At 72.6% G+C, this 26281-nt stretch carries 20 protein-coding genes; 3 read left to right on the forward strand and 17 right to left on the reverse strand.

The annotated features are described in order from the left end of the window. A partial coding sequence (locus GUY59_RS35260) for an AAA family ATPase (RefSeq protein ID WP_161714855.1) occupies positions 1 to 1164 on the reverse strand: 1164 nt, incomplete at its 3' end. After that, positions 1165 to 2274: an exonuclease SbcCD subunit D gene (locus GUY59_RS35265; RefSeq protein WP_138205117.1), complete on the reverse strand. Its 1110-nt coding sequence runs from the start codon at positions 2272 to 2274 to the stop codon at positions 1165 to 1167. Positions 2275 to 2381: 107 nt separating this feature from the next. On the opposite strand from GUY59_RS35265, the gene GUY59_RS35270 reads away from it, so the two are divergent. Continuing rightward, on the forward strand, positions 2382 to 3875 hold the full coding sequence (locus tag GUY59_RS35270) for a prolyl oligopeptidase family serine peptidase (protein ID WP_138205119.1): 1494 nt from the start codon (positions 2382 to 2384) through the stop codon (positions 3873 to 3875). Here GUY59_RS35270 and GUY59_RS35275 read toward each other — a convergent pair. Beyond that, positions 3848 to 4777 carry an alpha/beta hydrolase gene (locus GUY59_RS35275; protein WP_138205121.1) on the reverse strand — a complete coding sequence of 310 codons (930 nt, stop codon included), beginning with the start codon at positions 4775 to 4777 and terminating at the stop codon, positions 3848 to 3850. The two genes, GUY59_RS35270 and GUY59_RS35275, sit on opposite strands and share 28 nt — an antisense overlap. A 1-nt stretch (position 4778) precedes the next feature. Further along, the gene (locus tag GUY59_RS35280; protein WP_138205123.1) at positions 4779 to 5663 is read right to left on the reverse strand and encodes an enoyl-CoA hydratase-related protein; all 885 of its coding nucleotides are present in this window, start codon (positions 5661 to 5663) and stop codon (positions 4779 to 4781) included. Between the two features lie 239 nt (positions 5664 to 5902). On the opposite strand from GUY59_RS35280, the gene GUY59_RS35285 reads away from it, so the two are divergent. After that, positions 5903 to 7387: an LCP family protein gene (locus GUY59_RS35285; protein WP_138205125.1), complete on the forward strand. Its 1485-nt coding sequence runs from the start codon at positions 5903 to 5905 to the stop codon at positions 7385 to 7387. A 118-nt stretch (positions 7388 to 7505) separates the two neighbouring features. Here the strand turns inward: GUY59_RS35285 and GUY59_RS35290 are convergent, their stop codons facing one another. Genes GUY59_RS35290 through GUY59_RS35305 form a run of 4 tightly spaced genes read right to left on the reverse strand, consistent with a single transcriptional unit; the run spans position 7506 to position 10854 of the window. Further along, positions 7506 to 8453, reverse strand: a complete 948-nt coding sequence (locus tag GUY59_RS35290; protein WP_138205127.1) for an asparaginase — start codon at positions 8451 to 8453, stop codon at positions 7506 to 7508. Then, positions 8446 to 9267, reverse strand: coding sequence for an amino acid ABC transporter permease (locus tag GUY59_RS35295; protein WP_138205129.1), 822 nt, complete (start codon positions 9265 to 9267; stop codon positions 8446 to 8448). The genes GUY59_RS35290 and GUY59_RS35295 overlap by 8 nt, the downstream gene beginning before the upstream one ends. A gap of 34 nt (positions 9268 to 9301) precedes the next feature. Beyond that, positions 9302 to 9946, reverse strand: coding sequence for an amino acid ABC transporter permease (locus tag GUY59_RS35300; RefSeq protein WP_138205131.1), 645 nt, complete (start codon positions 9944 to 9946; stop codon positions 9302 to 9304). After that, on the reverse strand, positions 9946 to 10854 hold the full coding sequence (locus GUY59_RS35305; RefSeq protein ID WP_138205133.1) for a glutamate ABC transporter substrate-binding protein: 909 nt from the start codon (positions 10852 to 10854) through the stop codon (positions 9946 to 9948). Before GUY59_RS35305 ends, GUY59_RS35300 begins: the two co-directional genes overlap by 1 nt. Before the next feature lie 108 nt (positions 10855 to 10962). Between GUY59_RS35305 and GUY59_RS35310 the strand changes: the two genes are divergently transcribed. Next, positions 10963 to 12099: an ROK family protein gene (locus GUY59_RS35310; protein ID WP_201761720.1), complete on the forward strand. Its 1137-nt coding sequence runs from the start codon at positions 10963 to 10965 to the stop codon at positions 12097 to 12099. A 10-nt stretch (positions 12100 to 12109) separates the two neighbouring features. Here the strand turns inward: GUY59_RS35310 and GUY59_RS35315 are convergent, their stop codons facing one another. From GUY59_RS35315 to GUY59_RS35355, 9 genes are all read right to left on the reverse strand, one after another. Continuing rightward, the gene (locus GUY59_RS35315) at positions 12110 to 14173 is read right to left on the reverse strand and encodes an ATP-binding protein (protein ID WP_138205135.1); all 2064 of its coding nucleotides are present in this window, start codon (positions 14171 to 14173) and stop codon (positions 12110 to 12112) included. Next, positions 14170 to 16494, reverse strand: a complete 2325-nt coding sequence (locus tag GUY59_RS35320; protein ID WP_138205137.1) for an ATP-binding protein — start codon at positions 16492 to 16494, stop codon at positions 14170 to 14172. The genes GUY59_RS35315 and GUY59_RS35320 overlap by 4 nt, the downstream gene beginning before the upstream one ends. Before the next feature lie 152 nt (positions 16495 to 16646). Next, a complete protein-coding gene (locus GUY59_RS35325) occupies positions 16647 to 17651 on the reverse strand; it encodes an enolase C-terminal domain-like protein (protein WP_171055529.1) in 1005 nt (334 codons plus the stop codon). 94 nt (positions 17652 to 17745) lie between these two features. Further along, positions 17746 to 19131 carry an MFS transporter gene (locus GUY59_RS35330; RefSeq protein WP_201761721.1) on the reverse strand — a complete coding sequence of 462 codons (1386 nt, stop codon included), beginning with the start codon at positions 19129 to 19131 and terminating at the stop codon, positions 17746 to 17748. Between the two features lie 167 nt (positions 19132 to 19298). Next, positions 19299 to 20447, reverse strand: a complete 1149-nt coding sequence (locus GUY59_RS35335) for a VWA domain-containing protein (RefSeq protein WP_138205139.1) — start codon at positions 20445 to 20447, stop codon at positions 19299 to 19301. A 105-nt stretch (positions 20448 to 20552) separates the two neighbouring features. Beyond that, positions 20553 to 22802: a DUF5682 family protein gene (locus GUY59_RS35340; protein WP_138205149.1), complete on the reverse strand. Its 2250-nt coding sequence runs from the start codon at positions 22800 to 22802 to the stop codon at positions 20553 to 20555. A gap of 50 nt (positions 22803 to 22852) precedes the next feature. Next, positions 22853 to 23917, reverse strand: a complete 1065-nt coding sequence (locus tag GUY59_RS35345; RefSeq protein ID WP_132341848.1) for an ATP-binding protein — start codon at positions 23915 to 23917, stop codon at positions 22853 to 22855. Then, positions 23914 to 25305, reverse strand: coding sequence for a DUF5691 domain-containing protein (locus GUY59_RS35350; protein ID WP_252375122.1), 1392 nt, complete (start codon positions 25303 to 25305; stop codon positions 23914 to 23916). The genes GUY59_RS35345 and GUY59_RS35350 overlap by 4 nt, the downstream gene beginning before the upstream one ends. Positions 25306 to 25345: 40 nt before the next feature. Beyond that, a partial coding sequence (locus GUY59_RS35355; protein WP_161714856.1) for an SWIM zinc finger family protein occupies positions 25346 to 26281 on the reverse strand: 936 nt, incomplete at its 5' end.

Consider the following 26281-nt stretch of genomic DNA (forward strand, 5'->3'; position numbering starts at 1 on the left):
GGCCAGGGCGTCCGCCGCCAGGGTGCGGGTCTTGGCGGCGGCCTCCGCACGCTGTCTGACGGCGGCGATGAGCGGCATGACCCGGTCGGCCCTGGCGGCGTCGTCGAGCAGGGCCTGAAGGTCGGCTCTCTCATCGGCGCGCTCGTCGAGGGTGCGGCGGAGGGCGAGCGCCTCGGCGTGGCGGCGCCGGCGGTCGGCGAGGCTCGCGGCCTGCTCGTGACGTTCGCGGGCCGCGCGCAGCGCCCGCCCCGCCGCGGCCTGCTCCTCGGCGCTTCCTTCCACGACCGCCCGTGCGGCGTCGAGCAGTGCTCCGGCCCAGCGCAACGGGTCGGCCTCCGGTGTGAGCCGCCCGGCGTCCCCCGCCTGAGCGCACGGGCCCCCGCTCGCCGGCTCCCGGGACCCCGTTCCGCCGGACCCGGGATTCCGGGCGGCGGCGCCTTCCGTGGACGCGGCGGCCGACGCCGGTGAGGCCGGGCCGGGAGCGGTGAGGAGGGTGTCGCCGGCGGCCTCCTCTACGCGTTTGATCGCGAAGTCGACCTGCTGCCGCAGCTCCTGGGCCTCGCGCCAGGCCAGTGTGCGGTGTTCGGCCAGCCACGCCTCCGCCTGGGTGAAGATCTTGACGGTGAACAGCCGCTCCAGCAGCTTGGCGCGTTCGTCGCCGCCGGCCCGCAGGAACCTGGCGAACTCCCCCTGCGGCAACATCGCCACCTGGCAGAACTGGTCGGCGTTCATGCCGAGCAGCTCCCCCACCAGGTGCCCGGCCTCGTCGAGCCGGGTGGTCAGCCCGTGCCACGACGACCCCCGGCGCTCGGAGACGACGACCTTGGCCTTCTCCTCGGTGAAGCCGGCACCGCGCAGCTTGGGCCGCTGCCAGGCGGGTGATCGCTGGATGCGGAGTAACCGGCCGCGGATGGTCACCTCAAGGCCGACCGAGGGCCCTGTCGCGGGCGGGGCGTGGTCGCAGCGCAGACTGCGGGCGCTGTTGCGCTGGCCGGGGACCTGGCCGTAGAGGGCGAAGCAGAGCGCGTCGAGGATCGTGGTCTTGCCCGCGCCTGTGGGCCCGTGGAACAGGAAGAGGCCGGCCTCCGCAAGGGCGTCGAAGTCGACGGTTTCGGTGCCGGGGAAGGACCCGAAGGCCGTGAACGTGAGCCGGTGCGGCCGCATCTATGCCATCGTCTCCTTCACCCTCGACGCCTCGATCGCCTGTCTTAGCAGGGTTTCCTCCTCGGGCGCCGCAGGCTCGCCGCGCACCTCGCGGACGAAGTCGAGGGCGACCTCGGCCTCCGGCCGCCCGCTCAGGCGCGCGGGCCGGACGGCGGGGGCGGCGCCTTCCGGCTCGAAGGCCAGGCCGAGGGTGTGGGGGAAGCGGGAGCGCAGGCGCTCCATGGCGGCTTTGGGGCGGACGGCGTCGGTCAGGGTGACGTGGAGCCAGTGGTCTTCGAGGCGGGCGTGCCGCGGCGAGGTCAGCAGGTCGTCGAGGCGGCCCTTCAGGGTGGCGACGGGCCGGGGCACGGGCGCGGGCACGAACTCGGTCTCCTCGCCCAGGGTGACCAGCCAGCAGCCCTTGACCTGGCCCGCCTCGGAGAACGAGTAGGCCAGCGGCGATCCGGAGTAGCGCACGGTCTCGGACATGCGCTGGCGCCCGTGCAGGTGGCCGAGCGCGACGTAGCCGACCCCGTCGAAGACCGGCAGGGGCACGTGGGCCACCCCGCCCACGCTGATGTCGCGCTCGCTGTCGCTGGCCTGCCCGCCGGTGACGAAGCAGTGCGACAGCACCACGCAGGCGCGGTGGCGGGCGGCGTCGGCCCTGACGCGGGTCATCGCGTGCGTGAGCGCCGCGGTGTGGCTGCGGTCGGGCAGCTCCCAGCCGGCGCGGACCAGCTCGGGCTCGAGGTAGGGGATGCAGTAGAAGGCGACGTCGCCGACCATCACCGGCTCCCATGCCTGGCCGGGGCGGGTGCGCACGTGCACCCCCGCAGTCTCGAACAACGCCGAGCCGAACCTGAGCCGCAGCGCCGAGTCGTGGTTGCCGCTGATCAGCACCACCCGCGCCCCCGAGCCGCGCAAACGGGCCAGCGCGTCGTCGAGCAGGGCGACCGCGTCGACCGACGGCAGCGCCCGGTCGTAGACGTCGCCGGCGATGGCCACGACGTCGACCCGCTCGGCCCGCACCGTCTCCACGAGGTGGTCGACGAACGCCGCCTGCGCCGCGAGGAGGCTCTCGCGGTGGAGTGAGCGCCCGAGGTGCCAGTCGGACGTGTGCAGGATGCGCATGTCGCAGGAAGCTAACAGTTCTCGCCGACAAATGCGGGCTCACCTGTCTCACGCGCCGGGAGTACGCTGGACGATCGGCGGGCAAACCAACGCACATGGGGAGGCCGATGCGCACGGGCCGTGGCACCTTGAGCGTGGCAGCCGGTCTGGTGCTGGTGGCTCTCGCGACGGTCGGATACGTCCTGCCACCCGCGTTCGACCCGCCGCCGCTCAAGGCCGATCCAGCCTTCCAGTCGATCCCGGAGCAGCCGGCCGCCGAGCTGAAGCCGGTGGCGGCGATCGCCTCCGTGCGCAGGGAGCAGGTCTCGGTGGCGGGCGAGGGGCAGCGCCTTGAGGGAACGCTCCGGGCGCCGGCGACTCCAGGGCGGCATCCGGCGATGGTGTTCGTGTCCGGGTCGGGCAACGGATCGCGCACCGAGTTCGCGCCGCAGGCGGAGTTCCTCGCCGCGGCGGGCGTGGTGACGATCGCCTTCGACAAGCGCACGATCGGCTACAACTTCCGCGACCGCGACTTCGGGCTGCTCGCCGACGACGCGCTGCGCATGGTGGAGTACCTGCGCGACCGTCCCGAGGTGGATCCCGCCCGCATCGGGGTGTGGGGGGTCAGCGAGGGCGGCTGGGTGGTGCCCATCGCCGCGGCGAAGAGCTCCGCGGTGAAGTTCCTGGTGATGGTGTCCTCCCCGAACGTCTCCCCGCTGCGCCAGGTCGCGTGGGCGCTGAACGAGCAGCTGCTCAGGCTGCACGCCCCGATCGGCGTACGCGACCTGCTGACCAGGGCGATGGGCGGGGTCGGCTTCGACTTCCTGCGCTACGACGCGATGCCGGCCTTAAGCCAGGTCGAGCAGCCGGTCCTCGCGTTCTACGGCACCACCGACCCCTCGATCCCCTTCGTCGAGTCCACCCAGGCGCTGATCACGGCGATGAAGAAGGCGGGCAACGACGACTACACGATCCGCTTCATGGCCGAAGGCGATCACGCCATGCGGGTCAACGGCGGCGACTTCACCCAGGGCTACCTGGAGACCATGGCCAACTGGATCCTCGGCCTGCCGGACACCGCCGAGCCGTCCGTGCACATGGCGGGCGCCACCCCGGTCCAGCGGTTCGAGGCCAGCGACGTGCCCGCCGCTCCCTGGTACGCGGGCGGCACGATGCTGGGCCTGACGATCTGCCTGGCGGCGGTCGGCTACGTGGCGGGGCCGGTCGCCGCCATGGTCGTCCGCCTGCGCGGCCGCGCGGGCGTCACCGCCGAGGCCAACGCCCGCCTCTGGCCGCCGCTGCGGCGCAGGCTCAGCAGGATCGCGTGGACGAGCCTAGGCCTGCTGATGTCGGTGGTGGCGTTCATCATGCTGCTGGTGCTGTTCTCGGTGAACCAGGCGGGTGCCTGGCCCGCCGTGCTGGCCGGCTGGCTGGTCGTACGCGTGCTCGCGGTGTGGATGCTGATCCAGGAGGTCACGGCGGTGGCGGCGCTCGTGTCGGCGTTGCGCGAGGGCATGCGGCCGAGCCGCTGGCAGCATGTGGCGATCGCGGGCGTGCTGGGCGGCACCGGCCTGCTGATGGTGGCGGCGGCCTACTACGGGCTGTTCTCGTTCCCCTGGTAGACGAAGGCGTTCATCCAGCGGTCGAGCTCGGCGAACACCTGCTTGCGCACCGGCTCGGCCGACAACACCAGGTCGTGCAGACCGTCCGTGATGCGTACGCAGGTGACGCGCGGTCCGACCGAGGTGGACCAGCGGGCCATGTGCCGGGGGTCGAGCACGATGTCGGCCGTGCGCGCCTCCGGCACGAAGTCGCGTACGCGCAGGCCCGCCGCCGAGGTGAGCACGAGCACCGGCACGTCCACCGACAGGCCCGCGTGGAGCCGGCGCTGCGCTCTGCGGATGGCGGCCAGCCACATGGCGTGCACGGAGAAGCCGTGCAGGGGCTTGAGCTCCAGGTCGTAGTCCCATTCGCCCTGCAGGCTGCGGTGCAGGGTCTGCCCGTAGACGGTGCCGGCGCCGAGAGGGATGACCCAGCGGGTGTAGGACAGCGGCGTCTTGAGCAGGTCGGCGGCCATGCGGAGCGGCGCGGGCACGTTGAGGTCGAAGAACGGGCTGTTGAGCACGAGCCCCTGCACCAGGCCGCGGCCCCGCACGCGGTCGGCCCACAGGGGCGCGATCAGGCCGCCGGTGGAGTGGGCGTTGATCGTCAGCTCGTCGTGGTCCTGCCTGATGATGCGGACGGCCTCGTCGATCTCGGGGAAGTAGTCGGTGACGCTCCTGATCAGGCCCCTGGTCTGGTGGGGCAGCAGTGAGCGGCCGTATTTGCGCAGGTCGAGGGCGTAGAAGTCGATGCCGCGGCCGACGTAGTGGTCGGCCAGGTGGTGCTGGAAGAAGTAGTCGGTGAACCCGTGCAGGTAGAGCACGGCCCTGCGGGTGGGGGTGGTGGCCCGCCTGGCGACCAGCGTCGCGACGACCGGGCCTTCGAAGTCGTCGGGCAGGGGCAGCACGGTGGTCTCGTACACATCAGACACCATAAGGATCGTCGGGCCACGACGGCACGCCGGGCGGGAGATCCTGGCTGACCGTCATGGGAAATCGGGCGGGCCGTCTCTCCAGGAAGGCGCTGACGCCTTCGACCGCGTCGGGCGCGCCGCCGAGCTCGGTCATGAGCCGGGAGTCGGCCGCGTGCGCCTCCCAGGGCGAGGCCGCCGACAGGCCCGACCACATGAGCCTGCGTACGGCTGCCACGGAGACGGGGGAGGTGTTCGCGGCGATCTCGTCCGCCAGCGCGTACGCCGCGGGCAGCAGCTCGTCCGCCGGGTACACGCGTGAGACGAGCCGCCCTGCGAGCGCCTCGGAGGCCGGGAAGACGCGGCCGGTCGTGGCCCACTCCATGGCCTGGGCGATGCCGACGATCCTGGGCAGGAACCAGCTGGACGCGGCTTCGGTGACGATCCCGCGCCGCGCGAACACGAACCCGAATCTGGCCGTGTCCGAGGCGAGCCGCACGTCCATGGGCAGCGTCATCGTGACCCCGACCCCCACGGCCGCGCCGTTGATCGCGCCGATGACCGGTTTGAGCGACCTGGCGATCCTGAGCGCGACCGTGCCGCCGCCGTCGCGCGGCGCGCCGTTCACGAGGTCCCGCCGATCCTGAGGTTCGCCGCGGTGGCGAGCGGGGCGTGCGAACGTGTCGCCGCCGCCGCTCAGGTCGGCTCCGGCGCAGAACGCGCGGCCCGCCCCGGTCACCACCACGGCGCGTACGTCGTCGTCCGCGTCGGCCAGGTCGAACGCCTCGATCAGCTCGGCGCGCATGGTCAGGGTGAAGGCGTTGAGCCGTTCGGGCCGGTGCAGCGTCACGGTGGCGACGCGATCGCTCACCTCGTACCCGATCTCGGTGAAGGCCATGACCCGAATCTTATTCGGTTCCTGATGTTCATCCTCCGATAAGGAGACATTTCGTATTCTTTGCGTAGGCTGCCGCCTCGATCAGACCTGAGACGGGCCACGTCAGCGGCCTGCCTCAGCGCAGCGATCTCCGTGTCCTCGGCGAGCCGCACCGGCGGGTCCACCACAGGATGCGGCTATCGCGCCTATGGTGGAGAACGCGGGGAAACGGGGAAGGCGTGCGGCAGGCAAGGGAACCGATGAGCGCCCGAGCGATCCTGGGCTGGCTGGTGCTGGGGGCGCTCGCGCCCGGCGCCGCCCATTTGCGCGCCGGATGGCGCAGGACGGGCCTCGCGCTGCTCTCCTGCTACGCCGCCCTGCTGCTGGGCCTGCTCGCCCTGGGCCTGCTGACCGACAACCTGCTCGGCTCGCTGACCGAGGACTCCTGGCTGACGGCCATCCTCGTCGGCGCGTCCGCGCTGGGCGTCGCGTGGTTCGCCCTCATCGTGCACTCGTTCGTCGTGCTGCGGCCGGGGCGGCTGCCGCAGGCCGGGCAGATCGTCACCGGCACGCTCGCGGGGCTGCTCGCCGTCACCGTCGTGGTGCCGTTCGGGCTGGTCGCGCAGTTCGTCTGGACCTCGCAGCAGACGCTCGACGGCATCTTCCAGCAGCCCGCCGACGACGGCGACGACGGGCCCGTCGCGGCCGAGCCGGAGCCGGAGAACCCGTGGGCGGGCCGGCGCCGGGTCAACATCCTGCTCCTCGGCGGCGACGCCGACGACCACAGGGTCGGCGTGCGTACCGACAGCATGAACCTGGCCAGCGTCGACGTGGAGACCGGCAACACCGTGCTGTTCAGCCTGCCGCGCAACCTGGAGGACGTACGCTTCCGCCCCGGCACCCCGATGGCCGAGCGTTTCCCCGGCGGCTTCCGCCTCCCCGCCGACCCGGGCGGCGGGCGCAGCGACCTGCTCAACAGCGTCTGGGAGTACGCCGACAGCCACCCCGAGATCTTCGGCGGCAAGGAGCACCAGGGCGCCAAGGTGCTGATGGACACGATCGGCTACACCCTCGGCGTCAAGGTCGACTGGTACGCCCTGGTCAACATGTGGGGGTTCGCCCGCCTCATCGACGCCATCGGCGGTGTCATCCTCACCGTCGAGAAGGACGTCGTGTTCGGCAGGTACAACGAGGGCCTGGTCAAGGCCGGCACGCGCAAGCTCAAGGGCGCCGACGCCATGTGGTACGCCCGCTCGCGGACTTACAGCGACGACTACACCCGGATGCGCCGGCAGCGCTGCGTGCTCGGCGCCATCCTCGACCAGGCCGACCCGGCGACGGTGCTGACCAGGTTCAACAAGATCGCGCTCGCCACCAAAGAGCTGATCAGGACCGACATCCCGCGGCCGATGCTCAAGCACCTCGTGCCGCTCGCGCTCAAGGTCAAGAACGCGAAGGTGTCCAGCGTGCAGTTCGTGCCGCCGCTCATCAACACCGGCTACCCCGACTGGGACAAGATCCGAGACGTCGCCGACAAGGCCATCCGCGACTCGAAGGACACCAAGCCCGCCGTCGCCGCCTCGGCCACCCCGTCCACGGAGCCGACCGGGAAGGCGGAGCGGCCGTCGAAGAAGACCGCCGAGCCGACCACCGCGACGACCGCCGGGCCGACGGAGAAGAAGGCCGGCGACGATCCGGCCACGGGCCTCAAGGACGGCTGCGGCTCCGCGCTGGCGAACGGCTGACCGGCCGCGACGCGACCGGCGAGCCCGAACCGGCGGTCGCACGACCGCCGTGCGACCGCCGTGCGACCGCCGTGCGACCGCCGTGCGACCGCCGTGCGACCGGCGTGCGACCGGCCGGTCAGGACAGCCTGGTGGCGATCCGGCCCACCGGCACGCCGCCGCCCAGCACGTCCACCCGCTCGTACGCCGCCGCCCCGCCCACGTCGCAACCCATCATGCGCAGCACGTCCAGCGCGATGGCGGTGGTGGCGCGCGGGCTGCCGTCGATGACCTTCACCGCCGCCGAATGTCCCGACTCCAGCGCCACGACCAGCACGCCCTCCGCGCCGCCCTTGGCCAGGGCGCCGGGCAACGCCCGCATGAGGCCGGTGTTCTGGTGTCCGGTGCCGCCGACGTACTGGGGGTGCTCGCGCATCGCGTCGGCGACCTGACGCGGCCCGCTGCCGGGCGCGGCGGCCACCAGCCCCCGCACCGCCCGCGCGAGGCCGGTCAGGGTGAGCCCGTACAGCGGCGTCCCGCATCCGTCGATCGCCACGTGCGCGGCCTTCTCCCCCGCCAGTTCCTCGGTCACGGTGCGGACGTGGAGCTGCAGGGGATGCTCGGTAGCCAGGTAACCGGGCACGTCCCAGCCGTTCGCCACGCAGGCGGCGAGCATGGCGGCGTGCTTGCCCGAGCAGTTCATGCGCTCGCGCGAGACGTCCTGGCCCTGCCTGATCAGCTCGCGCATGGTGGGCTGGTCCTCGGGCCACGAGGGCGGGCAGGCAAGCGCGTCGAAGCCGAGGCCGTAGTCGTCGAGCAGCTCGCGGACGAGACGTACGTGGAAGTCCTCGCCCGTGTGGCTGCCCGCCGCGACGGCGAGCCTCGGCCCCGCCAGCGCGGCGCCCGCCGTCAGGCAGGCCAGCGCCTGGAACGGCTTGGCCGACGAGCGCGGCAGCACCGGCGCGCCGACCGGGCCGAGCGCCACCTCCGTACGCCCGGAGGGGCCGAGGCCGACGGCGCTGCCGTAGTGCACGCTCTCCACGAAGCCCGACCGGATCACCTCGGCGAGCAGGGCGAGTTCAGGCACGTGCGGGTCTCCTTCCGGGCAGGGCGGGCCGGCGGGCCTCCAGGGTGCGGGCCAGCTTGGACAGCGAGGCGTTGACGACCAGGTAGATCAGCGCGACCACGAGATACGTCTGGATGACCAGATGGTTGTAGGCGGCCAGGACCTTGCCGCTGTAGAGCAGTTCGCCGTAGCTGACGATGAAGCCGAGCGAGGTGTCCTTGAGCAGCCCGACCGACTGGCTGACGATGGACGGCAGCACCCGGCTCGCGGCCTGGGGCAACACGATCAGCCGCATCGTCTGGAAGCGGGTGAGCCCGACGGCCAGGCCCGCCTCGGTCTGGCCGCGCTCGATCGCGTTGATGCCGGCGCGGAAGATCTCGGCGAAGGCGGCCGCGTTCGAGACGGTAAGCGGCACGACCAGCTTCCAGAACAGCGGCAGGTCCATGCCGTAGCGCGGCAGCGCGAACAGCACCACGTACACCAGCAGCAGCGCCGGGATGGTCCTGACCACCTCGACGTATCCGGCGGCGGGCAGGCGGACCCACCGGCGCGGCGAGAGCCGGCCGAGCGCCAGCAGCAGGCCGAGCGCCATGGACAGCGCCGCGGAGACGACGGCCGCGAGGAAGGTGGACCACAGGCCGTCGAGGAGGTAGCGCCACATGGGCCAGGTCGCGTACGGCTGCCAGCGCGCCGCGTCGAGCTGCCCGTTGGCGGCGAACTGCCGCACGGCCAGGGCGGCGAGCGCGACGGCGGCGAGCGTGCCGAGCACGGTCGCGATCCGGATGCGCCTTCTGGCCTTCGGCCCCGGCTCGTCGAAGAGCGCGGTGCTCGTCATCGGGGTGACCGCCTTGGAAGTGGCCGGAGGGTGGTCATCGCAGGATCACCAGTCTGCGTTCGAGCCGCCCGGTGACGAACCCGGCCGCGGCGGCGATCAGGGCGTAGGCCACGCCCGCGCCCACGAAGATCGGGATCGGCTGCGCCTCGACGAGGTTGACCCGGTTGGCCGCGGCCGTCAGGTCGACGACGCCGACGGCCGCGGCGAGTGCGGTGTTCATGGTCGTCATGATGAAGATGTTGCCGAGCGGCTGGACGACCGTGCGCAGCGCCTGCGGCAGGATGACGTGCCGCAGCGACTGGCCGAACGTGAGCCCGATCGCCCTGGCGGCCTCGCCCTGGCCCTTCGACACCGCGTTCACGCCCGAGCGCAGGGCCTCACCGACGTAGGCGCCCTCGTACACGGCGATGACCACGACGGCCGTCACCAGCAGGCCGGCCTGGATGCCGATCTCCGGCAGGCCGAAGAAGGCGAGGACGAGCAGCACGAGCAGCGGCAGGTTCTGAAACGTCTCGACGTAGGCGGTGCCGAGGGCGCGCAGCACCCTGACGGGGCTGACCCGCAGGGCGCACACCAGCACGCCCAGCACCGCCGCGCCGGCGAACGACCCGGCGGTGAGCTGGAACGTCACGACCAGCCCCTGCCACAGCTCGGGCAGGTGGTCCAGGAGGACGGACATCAGGACCCCGGCACGGAGCCGATCCGCGGCGGCTGGGGAGCCTCGCCGGTCACGACGGTGCCGATGGACTTCTTCCAGATCTGCTGCCAGACCCCGGCGTCCTGCGTCTTCTTGAGCCAGTCGTTGAGGAACTTCTTGAACGTGTCGTCACCGTGCTTGAGCCCGATGCCGTACGGGTCCTCGGTGAACGGCTTGGTGACGATCTCGATGGCCGGGTCGGCCTTGGCGTCGGCGATGAGGATCGTCTCGTCCTGCACGTACGCGACGCCGCGGTCCTGCTTGAGCGCCTGGACGCACTCGGGGTCGCTGCCGAACGTGATGATCTCCGCCTGCGGCGCCAGCTTCTTGATCGCGGGGATCGCCGGGGTGTTCGCGCCCGCCAGGACCTTCTTGCCGTTCAGGTCCTCCGGCTTGGCGATGCCGGTCGTGCCCTTCTTCACCGCGATCGACAGACCCGAGGTGTAGTACGGGCCCGCGAACGACACCTGCTTCGCGCGTTCCTCGGTGATCGTGTACGTCTGGAAGACGACGTCCACGGTGCCGTTGGCGAGCAGCGCCTCCCGGGTCTCCGACGCCGAGTTGACGATCTTCACCTTGGGCTCGCCGATGATGTACTTGGCCAGCGCCCTGCCCATCTCCGCGTCGAATCCCTCGACCTCGCCGGTGACGGGGTTCTGCTGGGAGAGCAGGGGAGCGTCCAGCGAGCCGCCCACGAGCAGTTCGCCGCGCTTCTTGATCTTCTCCATGGTCGAGCCGGGCAGGATCTCGGCCGCCGTCGCGACCGGCGCCTCGGCCAGCACGTCGGGGCCGCTGCTGCGGGGCTCTCCCGGCACGGCTGGGCTGCTCGACTCACCGCAGGCCGCCAGGGTTAACACCGCGAACGCGGCGGCGGCGACAAACCTCTTCATGAACAGCTCACTTCCTTCGATATCGAAGATAAGCCGGACCGTAGTCGGATATTTCGTACTAAGTCAATACGTTGTCGTCTGAAGTCGACGCATGGTAGGTATTTTCACATGAACCAGCGGCTGCCCGTGCAGGGGGCACAGGGCGACCTGCTGCGACTCGTCGCCACCGGCAGGGCCGAGTCACGCGCGGACCTCGCGCGTTTATCCGGCCTGGCCGCGTCCAGCGTGTCGTTGCGCGTCGAAGAGCTCCTCGACGCCGGCCTGCTCGCCGAGGAGGGCTCCGGCACCTCGCGTGGTGGCCGGCGGCCCCGGCGGCTGCGCCTGTCGGACACGGCCGGCGTGCTCGCGGTCGCCGACCTCGGCGCCCACCACGTACGCCTCGGCCTGCTCGACCTCAGCGGCGCCCCGCTCGTCATCGAGGAGCGGTCTTGCAAGATCGCCGACGGCCCGCGGGCCACGCTCGACCGCATCGCCGGCGCGTTCGACGAACTGCTGGCCGGGCACGTGCCCGCGGCGGTGCCGCTGCGCGGGATCGGCACCGGCGTCCCCGGCCCCGTGGACCCGCTCACCCAGCGGGTCGTGACGCCCTCGCGAATGCCGGGCTGGAACGACTTCCCGGTGGCCGAGCACCTGGCCACCCGCTACGACCTGCCCATCCTGGTCGAGAACGACGCCAACCTGATGGCCGCGGGCGAGGCGCGGTGCTGGCCTGACCGCCGCAACCTCATGGTCGTCAAGGCCGGTACGGGCATCGGCTGCGGCGTCGTCGTGAACGGCCGCCTGCACCGGGGCCGGGGCGCGGCCGGCGACATCAGCCACGTCCGCGTGCGTTCGGACTCCTCCGTCATCTGCGCCTGCGGCCACCCCGACTGCCTGGAGGCCTACGCCAGCGGCGCCGCTCTGATGGCCTCCCTGTCGGAGGCCGGGATCGTGGTGACCCGCACCGGCGACATCGTGGGGCTCGTCAACGACGCGATCCCGGAGGCGACCAGCCTGGTGCGCAACGCCGGCCGGCGGATCGGCGAGGTCCTCACCGTGCTGGTGAACTTCTTCAACCCGGACGTGGTGGCGGTGGGCGGCAGCCTTTCGGCGGCCGAGCCGCTGATCACGTCGATCCGGGCAGCCGTGTGGGAACGCTGCCTCCCCCTGGCCACGAGGGACCTGGAGGTGGCGCCGGCGCGTGCGGGCCGCGACGCCGCGCTCCTGGGCGCCGGCGCCCTGCTGCTGGAGGCCGCCCTGACGTGAGACGGCCCTCTCACGGCCCCGCGACGGCGTAATTCACGGCGCGCTCCTGGCCGAGCCGCGTCCCCTGGCGGAAGGCCGTCGCGAACGCCCGTCCGCCCAGCGCGCCACGCGCCTGCTCCCTGCAGCGCTCGTGCCCTGCCGCGTGGTACCACAGCCGTTCGGGCGAGGCCCCCATCGCCTGCCACAGCGCGTGAGCGGCGCCCATCAGCCCGGCGGCCCGCCAGTGGTCCTGGCGGGCGCCCGCAATCCACGCCAGCACCTCCAGGCACTGGGTGAGGCACCAGCGGTCGTCGACCGCCCCGGTGAACACGGCCGCCGACGTCACCAGCGCCTCGGCCCGCCGGCAGTCGCCCAGATTCCATCGCACGACGCCGAGCGCCAGCTGGGCGTACGCGCGGGACACCTGCGCGTGGTGCTTCTCGCTCATGTCGAGCAGCTCCTCGCCGAACTCGGCGGCCTGCCCAGGGTGGCCGACGGAGCCGTACGCGGCCGCGTAGTAGAGGTTGAGCATGACGCCGTCCAGGTTCTCCCCCGCCCGGTGCAGGGCCAGCGACTCCCGTAGCAGCGACAGGCCACGCTCGTGGTCCCCGCTGGAGAAGGCCGCGACGCCGGCGGTCCTGATGGCGTACGGCAGGACGGCCTCGTTGCCGGGGCGGCGGGCCAGGTCGAGGCACTCCTCCAGCCTGGGCAGCGCCCTCATGAGGTCGCCCTGGCGAAGGGCGAGCATGCTGTCCACCCAGAGCGCCGTCGCGCGGATCCCGCCCGGCTCCGGCACCAGGCCGAGGCCGCGTTCCAGCCAGTACCTTCCCTCGATCAGCGAGCCGGCCAACAGCCAGAAGCACCACAACGTCGAGGCGATGTCGAGGCCCGCGCGCGCCAGTGGCGGCCGGCTCAGGCAGGCTTCGAGGGCGACCCGCACGTTGGGCAGCTCGGCCTGCAGCCGCCGGTAACGTTCGAGCTGGTCGGGCACCAGCCGGTCGATCCGGCTGTTCCGCACGAGGTCCCCATAGTGGTCGACGTAGCGCCCGCGCAGCAGGTCCTTGTCGGAGGACGCCAGCCGCTCGCCGCCGTACGCGCGCAGGCTCTCCAGCATGCGGTATCTGAGCCCGCTCCCCCGCCGCTCGCAGCACACCACCGACTTGTCGACCAGCCCCGCCAGCAGGTCGAGCACGTCGGCGGCGTCGATCCCGTCGCCGGAGCACACCGATTCGGCGGTGTCCAGGTCGACCCCGGCGGGGAACATGGACAGCCGGGCCCAGAGCCGCTGCTCCCCCGGCGAGCACAGCCCGTAGCTCCAATCCGTGGTCGCCCGCACGGAGTGGTGGCGCGGCAGCGCGGCGCAGGTGTCGGCGGCCAGCACGTCGATGGGCCTGTCCAGCTCGCGCAGGAGTTGGTCGAGCGACATCGTACGCAGCCTGGCCGCAGCCAGCTCGATCGCCAGCGGCACACCCTCCAGGCGCTGGGCCAGCCGGGCCACACGGTGCGCGTTGTCCGCGGCCAGGGAGAAACCGGGCAGGACGGCCGCCATGCGGCTCTCGAGCAGACGGACGGAGTCGTGGCGGGCGATCTCCCCCGGCGGCCTGCCGGGATCGGGCACGGGCAGCGGACGCACGGGCAGCACCCGTTCGCCGTAGACGCCCAGCGTCTGCCTGCTGGTGACCAGGATGCGCAGCCGGGGAGCGGCCCGCAGCAGCCGGTCCACGAAGCGGCCGCAGATCACGCACAGGTGCTCGCAGTTGTCCAGGACCAGCAGCATGCGCTTGCCCGACACGTAGTCCACCAGCGCGTTCATCGGGTCGGGGCCCGTGTCGTGCAGCCCCAGCGCCGCGGCCACCGCCGGCTCCAGCAGTTCGCCCGTCTCCAGCGTGCCCAGCTCGACCACGGCGACGCCGTCGCGGAACATCCCCCGCACGTGCTCCACGATCCGCAGTGCCAGGTGGGTCTTGCCCACGCCGCCCGGCCCGGTCAACGTGAGCAGCCGTCCCTGGGTCAGCGCCTTCCTGGCCGTGGACAGCTCCCGTCTTCGGCCGATGAAGGAGGATCCGCCGGTCAGCAGGCCGCCGTTGGGCTTCATGAGGAACTCCCGGAGTTACGGTGGTCCTGCTCGCCGACCCAGGCGGCGATCTGGGCACGCGAGGTGAACCCGAGCTTGTTCAGGATGTGCTCGACGTGTCCTTCCGCGGTCCGCTGGGCGATGACCAGCGAGGCGGCGATCGCCTTGTTGCTCATGCCCTCGGCGACGAGCCGGGCGATCTGCGCCTCCCTGCGGGTGAGCGGCGACGGTTCTGTGGCCTGCTTGCATGGTGACGGGTCCTCGCCCATGGCGTACGCGACCGCGGCGGCGGAGCCGAGCTCCGTGCCCTTGCGGAAGGCGGACTCGAAGCGCCTGCCGCCGAGCCGTTCCCGTGTGGAGGCCTCGCAGGCGTCGTGGTAGTCGGACAGGTTGCCGAACAGCGGTCCGCCGAAGGAGCGCCAGTTCTCCCGCGCGGCCCCGAGCAGGACGGCGGCGCGCTCGGGTTCGTCGCCGGCCGCCATCCAGGCCAGGGCCTCGATGCACAGGGCGATGCCGAGGCGGTCGTCGAAGGGCTGCTTGAGCCGGATGGCCAGGCGTTCCATCTCGACCGCCTCCGCGGTGTCCCCTTGCCTCCACTTCTCGACCCCGTACACCCACAGCGTGTACGACCTGAACCAGTGCTCCTCGCGCGCCTCGCACATCTCCATGCACTCCTTGAAGTGCGTGACGGCCTGTTCGGCGTGGCCGAGGAGCGAGTAGGCGGTGGCGAGGTAGATCAGCGCGTTCACCACGCCCGTCTGGTCGTCCTCGTCGCGGCTGCGCTCCACCGCCTCGCCGAGCCGGCTGAGCGCGCCGTCGAGGTCGCGCTGGAGCAGGGCCGAGAAGCCGACGACGTAGGCGGACCTGGCCAGGATCGACTCCTCTCCGAGCCGCTCGACCAGGCCGTGGCATTCGTCCAGCATGGCCGCCGCGACCGTGAAGTCGCTCTGCAGGACGGCCAGCCGGGCGTCGACGACGAGGGCGCGGGCGCGGGCCGCGCTGGGCTCGCGGTCCTCGGCGAGAAGGCGGTCGAGCCAGCTGCGGCCCTCGCGGAACGAGCCGGACGCGATCCAGTAGAAGCGCAGGGCCGTGGCGATGTCCAGGCCGGGTTCGCCCTCGCCCGGCGTCGTCAGGCAGAAGTCGAGGGCCGCGCGGATGTTGTCGTGCTCGGCGCGCAGGCGGGCGAACCAGGCCAGCTGCTCGGGGCCGTACCAGGCCCGCTGCGCGTGGTCGACCAGGTCCCGGCACCAGTCGCGGTGCCGGGTCCTCATCTCGTGCTCGCCGCCGGACTCCCGCAGCCGGTCGCGGCCGTACTGGCGGATGGTCTCCAGCAGGCGGTACCGCACGGACGTGCCGTGCTCCTCGCGGGCCAGCACCGACTTGCCGACGAGGCCGCTGACCAGGTCGAGCATCTCGTCCGGTTCGATGCCGTCGCCGGAGCACACCTGCTCGGCCGCCTCCAGGTCGACGCCTCCCGAGAAGACGGACAGCCGGGCCCAGAGCAGTTGTTCCTGCTCGGTGCAGAGCCCGTAGCTCCAGTCGATGAGCGCCCGCAGCGTCCGCTGGCGGGGCATGGCGGTCCGCGCCCCCTTGGTGAGCAACCGGAAACGGTCGTCCAGCCGGGCCAGCAGCTGGTCGGCCGAGATGGCCCTGAGCGACACGGCGGCCAGCTCGATGGCGAGCGGGATGCCGTCGAGCCGGCGGCAGATGCGCGCCACGCTTTCGCCGTTGTCCTCGGTGAGCTCGAAGCCAGGGAGCACGGCGTGGGCCCGGTCAACGAACAATCGCACCGCGTCCGACTGCCGCAGCGACGCGGTGGACGGGCATTCGCTGTCCAGACCCGGAATCACGAGGGGCGGCACCGGCATCGTCAGCTCGCCGGTGACGCCGAGCGCCTGCCTGCTCGTCGCGAGGATGCTCAGGCGGGGCACCGCGCGGATCAGCGTGGCGGCCAGGACCGCGCAGTCGTCCAGCAGGTGCTCGCAGTTGTCGAGGACCACGAGCAGGTGTTCGTCCCGCAGGCGGCTGGTGAGCACGTCGATCGGGGAGCGTACGGACCGGTCCTGGATCCCGAGGGCCTCGCTCACCGTCTGGACGAGCAGCTCGGGGTCCTCAAGAGCGGCCAGCTCGACCAGCCACACGCCGTCGGGAAAGGCTCGGCGCACGTCGAGCGCCACCCGCAGGGCCAGCCGGGACTTGCCGACGCCTCCCACGCCGACCAGCGTCACCAGCCTGGACTCGGACAGGAGCCGTTTGACATCGGCCACCTCGTGCCGGCGGCCCACGAAGCTGTTCAGCTCCGCCGGCAGCCTGCAGTCGTTCACGATGTTCGACTCAGCCATGATCTCTCCAGCGGTCCGGCGATCGCCGGACCGTCGCTGCCGGACCTCCCCTAACCAAGGTTATGCCCTGGCCGTTACAAGAGATTCCGCCGGGCTGTGACCTTCGTTGCGGAAAGTATCTGGTCAGCGCGATGGGAAGGCGCCGGCCGCCGTCACGCGTGGAAGGTGTCCTTCGCGAGCTTGCGCAGGCGGGTCTCGTCGATGTCGTGGCCGAGGCCCGACTGGGTGAGCGGCACGGCGATGACGCCGGCGTTCGCGCCCACGATCGGGGTGACGATCTGGTTCTGCCGCGGCGGCTGCGTGACGTCGCACGGCAGCGTGCACCCGGGCAGACTCGCCACCGCCACCGTCGCGGCCCTGGCCAGCCCCGCGCCCTGTCCGCCCGCGCACTGGATGTCCCAGCCCGCCGCGGCGGCCCGGTCGTGCGCCCGCCTGGTCTCCGACAACGACGGGAACGCGGCGGGCCGCAGCAGCAGGACCCGCGCCGCGCGCAACGTCAGATAGTCGTCGAGATCGGCGGTCGAGCCGACCTCGACGGCGACCGAGGCGGCCACCTGGTCTTGCAGCGAGGCGTGCGCGTGGACGTCGCCGGAGTCGAAGGGCCGCTCGATGACCTCCAGGCCGTAGGAGTCGAGCGCGACGAGCTGGCCGAGGTCGGAGTAGGCGTTGCCGCAGTCGACGGCGAGGGTCAGCGCGGGGTACGCCTGCCGTACCGCGCGCACGGGCTCGACGTCCCACCCGGGCCTGATGTCGAGCGTGACGTGCCCGTAGCCGGCGCAGACCTGCTGGTTGACCCGGGACACGAGGCTCTCGACGGACAGGTCGGGCGCGAGCCGCACGGTCGCCATGAGCGAGGTGCGGGTGCCGCCGATGGCCTCGGCGAGCGGCACGCCGCGCATCTTCGTCCACAGGTCCCAGCAGGCCATGTCGACGGCGGAGTCGCCGCTCGGCACAGTGTCGGGATGTTCCCAGTCGACGCCGATCAGCAGGGCGGCCAGCGACTCCTCCAACCTCGACCAGGTCTTCGGCCGCGGCGAGGTCACCTCGCCCCAGCCGGTCATGCCGCCGTGGTCGGTGAGCTTCACGAGCAGGGTCTCCGACTTCCTGCCGAACGGCAGAACCAGCCGGAAGACCTCCAGCTCCCGCACTCGCGGCATGTACCCCCCTCACCGGCGAGAGCCCTTCCCGTCCACCCCTGACCTCCGGGTCGTGCCCGGTCAGCGGAAGGTGGAAAGGGAGATTCTCGTCGTTCTATGACGCGCTTCCTTCCATAGTGCCCGCTGCCATGGGCTGGGCAAAACGCGGGGCCAGCAGGAAGGCCAGCAGCGCCAGTGCGACGGTGAAGGCCAGACCGGTGAGATAGTTCCCGGCCGTGGCCGTGAACAGGGCGCCGCTGACCGCGACGGCCACGACGGTGAACACCGACTCGCCCACGCCGACGGCCGCGCTGTTCTGGCCCTCCTCGCCCTTTCTGGACATCTCCAGCACCAGGACCGACACCGTGGGGTGCAACGCGCCGATGCCGAGACCGGCGACGGCCATGGCCACGTACGCGACCGCGATCGGCACCGAGTCGATCAGCACCAGCGTCACGAGGGAGATGCCGAGGGCGATCATGGCGGCGCCGCCGCGGATCGCGGTCATGTCGCCGATCATGCCGCGGCCCTTGATCCAGGAGCCGGTGGACCAGCCGAGCGCGCCGATGGTGAGCACGATGCCGGCCCCCGTCGGGGTCAGGTCCCGCTCGCTGATCAGCATGAGGGGGACGAACACCTCGGCCGCGGTGAGCGCGCCGAAGGCCAGGCCGCGCAGTACGGGGGCGGTCGGCAGGCCGCGGGCGAGCTTGAGCGAGCCGGGCAGCAGCAGCCGGGGCAGCGCCACGGCCAGCAGGACGATGCCGGCGAGCAGCAGGGGCAGGCCGGCGAGTTCGAGCGCGCTGCCGTACTGGATGAGGGCGGCGGAGACGGCGGTCAGCACGGCCCAGACGAGCTTCCGGCCCAGGCCGGGGGCGGGTTCGGCGGCGCCGCTTCGCACCTCGCGTCCGACGGTGCCGCGCCACAGCAGCAACGCTGCCGGGATGACGATCAGCGGCACGCCGAGGAAGATCCATCGCCAGTCGACGTTCTCGACCACGAGCCCGGCGATCGCGGGCCCGACCATCGACGGCACCACCCAGGCTGCCGAGAAGAGAGCGAACACCTTGGGGTGCATCGCGGCCGGATAGACCCTGGCGATCAGTACGTAGAGCGCGACCTGGATCAATCCCGCCCCGAGGCCCTGCACGAACCGGCCCGCGACGAACACCTCCATGGTCGACGCCAACCCGGACAGCAACAGACCGGCCACGAAAGCCGTCACCCCGGCGGCGATCGGCACGAGCGGCCCACGCACGTCGCTCCACCGCCCGCCCAGCACCGTCGCGATCACACTGGCCCCCAGGGTGGCGCTGAAGGCCAGGTTGTACAGGTGCATGCCGCCGAGGTCGCGGGCCACGACGGGCATCGCCGTGGCCACGGCCATCGCCTCGAAGGCCGTCAGCGTGATCAGCGCGACGAGCCCCACGCTGATCGCTCGATAGGGCGGGGACACCACGCTGACCGGTCGCGCGGCCGCGGATCCTGCAACAGTCGTCGTCATGGGGGCAAGCTATGGCGTACCCTCAGGCCGGCACATCGGGCGCGGGGCCTAGGCACTTGGACCTAAGGCGCGCAGGGCGCCGGTCCCGTCAGGGCATGCGCGCCTCCGTCCCGGCGACCTGGCGGAGGACATCTCGACGTAGCGCCGCAGAGCCAGGGCCGAGACTCCTACCCCGTGACCGGGGCGTGGTGCTCCGCCCACCGGGCGATGTCGCGCCGCTCGATCGCCGCCGCCATCAGCTCGGGGAACGCGCCGGGCGTGCACGCGAACGCGGGCACGCCCATCGCCGCCAGCGCCGCCGCGTTCTCGTGGTCGTAGAACGGCGCCCCCTCGTCCGACAGCGCCAGCAGCACGATCACCTGAACCCCTGCCTGCGTCATCGCCGCGACCCTGCGCAGCAGCTCCTGCCTGACGCCGCCTTCGTACAGGTCGCTGATCAGCACCACGATCGAGTCTGCCGGCCTGGTGATGAGGCCCTGGCAGTAGGCGACGGCCCTGTTGATGTCGGTGCCGCCGCCGAGCTGGGTGCCGAACAGCAGTTCCACCGGGTCGTGCAGCTGGTCGGTGAGGTCCACCACCGCCGTGTTGAACACCACCAGCGACGTCCTCAACGACCGCATCGACGCCAGCACCGCCCCGAACACGCTCGAATAGACCACCGAGGCCGCCATCGAACCGCTCTGGTCGACGCACAACACCACCTCGCGCTGCACCGAACGCTGCCTGCGGGCGTAACCGACCAGGCGTGACGGGACGACGGTGTTCCTCTCGGGCAGGTAGTTGCCCAGATTGGCCCTGATCGTACGGTTCCAGTCGATGTCGGCCGCCCGCTTGGGACGGTGGGTCCTTGCCGAACGGTCGAGCGCGCCCGTCACCGCGGCCCTCGTCCGCTGCGCGAGTCGGTGTTCGAGCTGCGCCACCACCCGGCGCACCACCGCCCTGGCCGACTCGCGGGCCTGGTCGGGCATCACCTTGTTGAGCGCCAGCAGCGTGCCGACCAGGTGCACGTCGGGCTCCACGGCTTCGAGCATCTCGGGTTCGAGCAGCAGCCGGGTGAGGTTGAGGTTCTCGATCGCGTCCTTCTGCATGACCTGGACGACCGTTGAAGGGAAATAGGTGCGGATGTCGCCCAGCCAGCGGGCCACCCTCGGAGCCGACGCGCCCAGCCCGCCCTCGCGGCCGCTCTCCTCGTAGACGGCGGCCAGCGCCGCGTCCATCCGCGCGTCGGCTCCGCGCAGGTCGCATCCCGTGCCGTCGGCGTCGCCGCCGCCCAGCACCAGCCGCCACCGGCGCATCCGCTCGTCCGCCTCGCTCATTTCTTCACCTTTCCCGAGGGCCCCCGCCGCCTGCTCACGTTCGTCCGCTCACCGTTGCGCCGGCCCCGCACGCGGGCGCGCGGGGTGCGGCCGAGCGCCGTGCGGTCATCGGCTCGGCGTTCCGAGGATGGCGAGCACGGTCGCGACGGCGGGGGCGGCACGGCGTTCGTCGACGGTCTCCTCCCGCTCTCCCGCGTCACGGCCGGCCGAGCGCAGCCGCTCGCCGACCGCCCGCCGCTCCGGCGCGGCGAACGTGCCGAACGTGCGGCGCAGCAGCGGCAGCACGTCGGTGAACTGGCCGGACGACAGCCCGGTGAGCCAGCCGTCCACGAGGCCGAGCAGCCGCGGATCGTGCACCAGCAGCAGCCCGCCACCCGCCAGGAACCCCTCGACCCACGCCGCCGCCCGCGCCGGGAGCTGGCCGCGTGACATGGCCCTGGACATCCGGTCGCCGGCGTCGTCGAGCTCACCGCAGTCGAGCAGGATCCGGGTGAGACGGCCTTCGATCAGCCCGTGCAGATCCTGCCTGTCGCTGATGCCCCGCAGCGTGCCCAGCCACCGCCTTCTCGGCGACCCCGCCTCCGCGTTCGCGTCGCCACCGGACCTCCCGTCCCCCGCGGGCGGCCCGCCCGCGCCGCCCTGCGCGCCTGCGTCGAGGAGGGCGACGGCCGAATGCACGCCGTCCACGTGCTTGAGCAGCCCCGCCGCCGCCTCGTCGTCCAGCCCCGTCACCGCCACCGGCAGCCCGACGCAGATGCGGTCCAGCATCGAGCGTACGATCGCCGCCAGCCCCTCCGCCGGGGTACCGCGCACGTCGCCGTAGCGGTGTGCCCGGACCATCGCGGGCAGCGCCGCCATGAGATGCGTGACGTCGGTGTCCAGGGCCGCCTTCGCCGACAGGGCCGCCAGCACCTCGGGCAGGGCATCCGGAAGTTCGGCCAGCAGGCACTGCTCGACCAGGGACGTCAGCTCCGCCAGCGCCACCGGCTCCGTCCCCGCCAGGCCCCTGGCCCGCTGGGTGGCGGCGGCCGCGACGGTGGTGCCGAGTGCGGCGTGCTCGATGAGCGCCAGGTCGTGCTCCGGACACCACCGCAGCGTCCACGTCTCCCTGAACGTGCCCTTCCCCCGCGCCTGCCCCGGCGTCCCCCAGCCGACGCCGAGCAGGCGCAGCCGGTGCAGCAGGTGGCTCCGGTCGAGGTCGAGCGGCTTGCGCAGGTCGAGGTCGATCTCCCGGTCGAGCGCCTCCGGCTTGAGCCTGAGCCGCCGCTGCCGCTCGCGCAGGTCGCGCTGCAGCGGCACCATCGGCGTGCCGTCGCCGACGTGGCCGAGCCGGTCGCCGACGACCATGCGCCGCTGGATCAGCTCCACGGCCAGGTCGTCGCCCTCGCACAACACGGCCCTGGCCGCCTCGGTGACCTCGCCGAGCCCTGCCAGCGGACGGCCGCGCAGCGCCGCGAGACCGTGCGCGAGGCGTACGGACTCGATGACGTGCGCGGACGACACCGGCAGGCCCTCTTCGCGCAGCACTCCCGCGGCTCCGGTCAGCCACCGCTCCACGGGCCGGTCGGGCGCGTCGAACAGGTGATGGTACCAGCCGGGTGAGGCGATCCCCGCGCCGTAGCCGCTCCGCGAGGCCAGCCGCCCGTACGTCCACGGCACCCACGTCAGCTCCGCCTTCACCTTCGGCAGGCCGCGCAGGAGCGCGTTGTCGGCGCCGACCGGCGGCAGGGGCTCCGCCAGCGCGGGCACGTGCCAGGCGCCGCAGATCACCACGATCCGCTCGTGACCCTCCTTGACCGCCGCGCGGAGGGTCTTGCGCATGTGCGCCTCGCGCCTGGCCTCCCGCTCGTCCGGCTGGTGCCCCTCGCGCACCGCGGCCATGGCCTCGGCGATCACCGCGAAGGGAGTGTCGCCGCGGTGCTCGACGACGTCCTCCCACCAGCGTTCGGGATCGTCGTGGCCGGCGGCGGCGGCCAACGCCCCGATGGGGTCGGCCCGCAGGCCGGGCGCCTCCTCGTCGCCGTCGCCCGCCAGCGAATGGGCGGCGGGCAGATCGCAGAAGCGCACCGGCACGCCCGCCGACGTGGCGTACAGGATGGCCTGCCATTCGGGCGAGAACACCGCGAACGGCCAGAACGCCGCTCGCGACGGTTGCCCCGGCACGTGGGCGAGCAGCGCGACGGGCGGCTCCATGCCGGGGGCGAGCGAGACGATCCGGTCGGCCTCCGGCGGGCCCTCGATGAGGATCACGCCGGGCCGCAGGCGTTCGAGTGCGTCGCGCACGGCCCGTGCCGACCCCGGCCCGTGATGGCGCACGCCCAGCACGTGAACGTCCGCCCGCCCCGCTTTGAGCACGCCCGCCGCCCCGGGACCGGGCCGGTCGCCGCCGGCGGGTGGGCGGGCGGTCACGAAACCTCGCGGCAGGCGCGGTAGAAGTCGCGCCAGTCCGACCGCTCGCGTACGACGGTCTCCAGGTATTCGCGCCACACCACCCGGTCCGACACCGGCTCCTGGACCACCGCGCCGACGATTCCCGCCGCCACGTCGGACGGGCGCAGCACCCCGTCACCGAAGTGCGCGGCCAGCGCGATGCCGTTGGTGAGTACGGAGATCGCCTCGGCCGTGGACAGGGTGCCGCTCGGCGACTTGACCTTGGTGCGCCCGTCCTCGGTGACGCCCGTGCGCAGCTCCCTGAACACCGTCACCACCCGGCGGATCTCCGTCAGCCCCGTCGTCGTCGCGGGCAGGTCGAGAGAGGCGCCGAGCTGGGTGACGCGGCGGGCGACGATGTCCACCTCCTCCTCGGCGGTGGCGGGAACGGGCAGCACCACCGTGTTGAAACGGCGGCGCAGCGCGCTGGACAGCTCGTTGACGCCCCTGTCGCGGTCGTTGGCGGTGGCGATGACGTTGAAGCCGCGTTCGGCCTGGACCTCGCGATTGAGCTCGGGGATCGGCAGGGTTTTCTCCGACAGGACGGTGATCAGGGCGTCCTGCACGTCGGACGGCATGCGGGTGAGCTCCTCGACGCGCGCGACCCGGCCCTCGGCCATCGCGCGCATCACGGGCGACGGGGTCAGCGCCTCGATCGACGGGCCCTCGGCCAGCAGCCTGGCGTAGTTCCAGCCGTATCTGACGGCCTCTTCCGCGGTGCCGGCGGTGCCCTGCACGAGCAGCGTCGAGTCGCCGCTGATGGCCGCGGCGAGGTGCTCGGACAACCAGGTCTTGGCGGTGCCGGGCACCCCGAGCAGCAGCAGCGCGCGGTCGGTGGCCAGCGTGGCGACGGCGACCTCGACGATGCGCCGCGCGCCCACGTATTTCGGGGTGACGCGGTCGCCGTCGCCCAGGATGTAGGTGGTGACGGCCCACGGCGACAACGTCCAGCCGGGCGGCCTCGGCCGGTCGTCGTCCTTGGCGAGGACGGCCAGTTCCTCGGCGTACTGATCTTCCGCGTGCGGGCGCAGAACCGTCATGCGCCCTCCTTCGCCGGTCGCTCCATGGTCTCCTCGCTTCGTTCACTTGCGGAAAGTTCGTCGTACATGTCGGCGCGGAAACGCAGCAGGGCGGCGACCCGCTGGATGGACTCCACGGGCGAGTAGCTCTCGGCCAGCGGGAACAGAGCCGGGTCGATGTGCTCGCCCGCCAGCTTGACCAGCTCGCCGAGGTTCCACGGCTGCGTCGTGGCCACCTTCACGATCTTGCGGAGCACGGCCGTGGCCAGGCCCTCGCGCCAGTGGGACGAGACGCCGCCCAACACCATGATCAGTTGACTGTCCAGGTCGTGCTTCTTCACGAAGTCGGCGGCGAGTTCCTGCTGCTCGTCGGGCGGGAGGCATTCGAGGAGGTCCGCGATCGGGTCCCAGCCGAACATCGCCCGCGCCCACTCCGGGTCCTTCTGCAGCACGGCGGCGCGTACCCAGGCGGCCTTCACCTCGGCGTCCCAGTCGAGGATCTTCATCCCGAGCAGCCGGGCGGGCGGGTGGCCCCAGCTCGCCAGTGGGGCGCGGGCGATGATCTGCTGCAGCCACCAGGCCCGCTCGCCGATGCCTCTCGGCGGCTTGGCGCGCACGCCGTCGCGTTCCATCGCCTTGTCGCAGAGCTCGGGGGCTTCGACGGTGATGACCTCACCGGCGATGGTCACGCACGCCCGCGCCCGCTCGGCCATGCGCCGCGACAGGCGCGATCCGGGAAGCCGGGTGAGCAGGTTGGCGGCGGTCTGGCGCACCTCTCTGCGGCGGTCGTCGAGCGCCTGCTCAAGGAACGGTTCGTCGTCCATGCTCAGCCCGTCGGCCAGCACCTCCGCGAACTCGGCCCGGTCGTCCGGCGTCTCGCTCCCCCACGTGCTCTCCAGCAGCCGGCGGGCCCGCGCGGGGTCGGCCGCCCTGACGCGGCGCAGGTGCGCCCGCCGGTCCGCCGCCGAGCCCAGCTCCCAGGTCTGGCCGGTGGGCTCCTCCAGGAGGTAGGCCCAGGCGGGATTGAGCCCGGCCAGCCAGCGGCCGCGCTGCCCGGCCAGAACGCCCAGGTGCACCCTGATCGAGCGGTCGCGCCGGCCGCGTTCGAGCAGCTCGGGCAGCGCGTAGGGGGGCACCCTGCGGCCGGTCGCGGCGGCCGCGGCCAGCCACTCCCCCAGCAACCGCTCCTGCTCGCCGCCCATGATCCGCATCAGCCGCCCGGCCGCGCGCCGGCCGACGACCGGCCGTTCCTCGGCGGGCGCCGGCTGCTGCTCCGGCGCCTGTCCGAGCGGCCGGCCCGCCCGCCGCCGCGCCACTTCCACGGCGGCGCGGGCGAGCAGATCCCCGTCGTACGGCCTGCGGTCGGTGCCCACGAGCGCCGTCGATGCCAGCTCCTCCCACCCGGTCACAGGATCACCGCCCGTCCTCTCCTCGCCCGCTCCCGGCCCATCAGAGAATCACCGCCCTGCCGTCGTCGTCCCACGTGGTCAGGGGCCGCAGGCCCTGGGGGGTCCACTCGACGGCCACCGTGAGCGGGCGCCCGCCCGACACGGCGATGAGCCGCCAGGGGTCGCGGGCCCTGACGTGCAGCGGCAGGCCGCCGAGCCCGGTGCGCTCCGGCACGACGCCGCTGAGGACGAGCGGCCACGACTCCGTCCACGGATCGTCCGCCAGCGCTGAGGCCACCTCGTCCAGCGCTTCTTCCGGCGAAACCCCCGGCGGACCGCACGACCCCGAGGACCCACGCGCACCGGACGGACCGCGCCCGGGCGGCGGCGGGACGGTGCCGTGGCGGGCGGCGACCAGGGCACGCAGCGGAGCGGCGCCCGGATAGTAGGTGAGGTCGGCCTCGATCGTGGTGCCCGTGACCAGGGAGGAGTCGAGCGGCTGGCCCTGCGGGGCGAACGAGAGGATCAGCGCGGGACGCTGGGTACGCCGCCCGCGCAGCCAGACCTTGCGCGCCGTCAGCCGATCCTGCACCTCGTCGCGCCCGCCCAGGACATCCCAGTGATCCCGGACGGCCGGTCGGGCCAGCACCTCTTCCCTGGTGACGGGGAACCCGGCGCGGATCAGCACGGTCCGCGCCAGCGCCGCGGGCAGCCCGGCCCGCCGCCGGTAGGCGACCGCCAGCAGGTTGAGCAGCGCGTATTCCTCCAGCAGCCGCCCCGGCCAGCCCTCCTCGGAACGGACCCGGGTCAGCCGGGAGACGGTGCCCGCCGCTCCGGGCGCCTGGGCGTCCACGAGCCGCTTGGCCAGGCCCTCCCAGTCGTCCTCGGCGGCTCCGGCCAGCCCCTGCCGCACCTGGTCGGCAAGCCACCGCTCCAGCTCCGCCAGCCCCGACGCGACCCGCCCATGGCGCGGGTGGGGAGACCGTGCGCCATGGGC

The organism is Nonomuraea sp. K271 (assembly GCF_009908215.1).
GTDB lineage: Bacteria > Actinomycetota > Actinomycetes > Streptosporangiales > Streptosporangiaceae > Nonomuraea > Nonomuraea longispora.